The 267-nt window shown below is 29.2% G+C and carries 1 protein-coding gene; it reads right to left on the bottom strand.

Annotated features, from left to right (window positions below; genetic code table 11):
* A partial coding sequence (locus INF68_RS23045) for a type II secretion system protein (protein ID WP_370552487.1) occupies nt 1-147 on the bottom strand: 147 nt, incomplete at its 3' end.
* Nucleotides 148-267 lie beyond the last annotated feature (120 nt).

Raw genomic sequence — 267 nt, 5'->3', positions numbered from 1 at the left:
GATCTGTTTCATTTGTTGACCGACAGTAGAAGCCATTATACTCTCCTGTTCATTTTTCATATCCTGAAACTTCATAAAAGCCACCATCGTCCCAACACCTAAAACAAGAGTTAATTCTAGTAAAGAGAATCCTTTTTTCATTTTCATCGTCCTTTTTATTTTCACGTATTAATTAATTATCAAATAACAAACAAAAATCAAGATGAAAGAAGAACTATATATAGAAGAATAAAAACCAATAAATGATAAAAAAGGCCCCTTTAAATA

Origin of the sequence: Enterobacter cloacae complex sp. P16RS2, from assembly GCF_014982155.1 — a bacterium.
In the GTDB taxonomy this organism is placed as follows: Bacteria; Pseudomonadota; Gammaproteobacteria; order Enterobacterales; family Enterobacteriaceae; genus Enterobacter; species Enterobacter cloacae_M.
The sequence above is the reverse complement of the archived record's forward strand: the minus strand, read 5'-3'. Positions and strand labels throughout refer to the sequence as shown.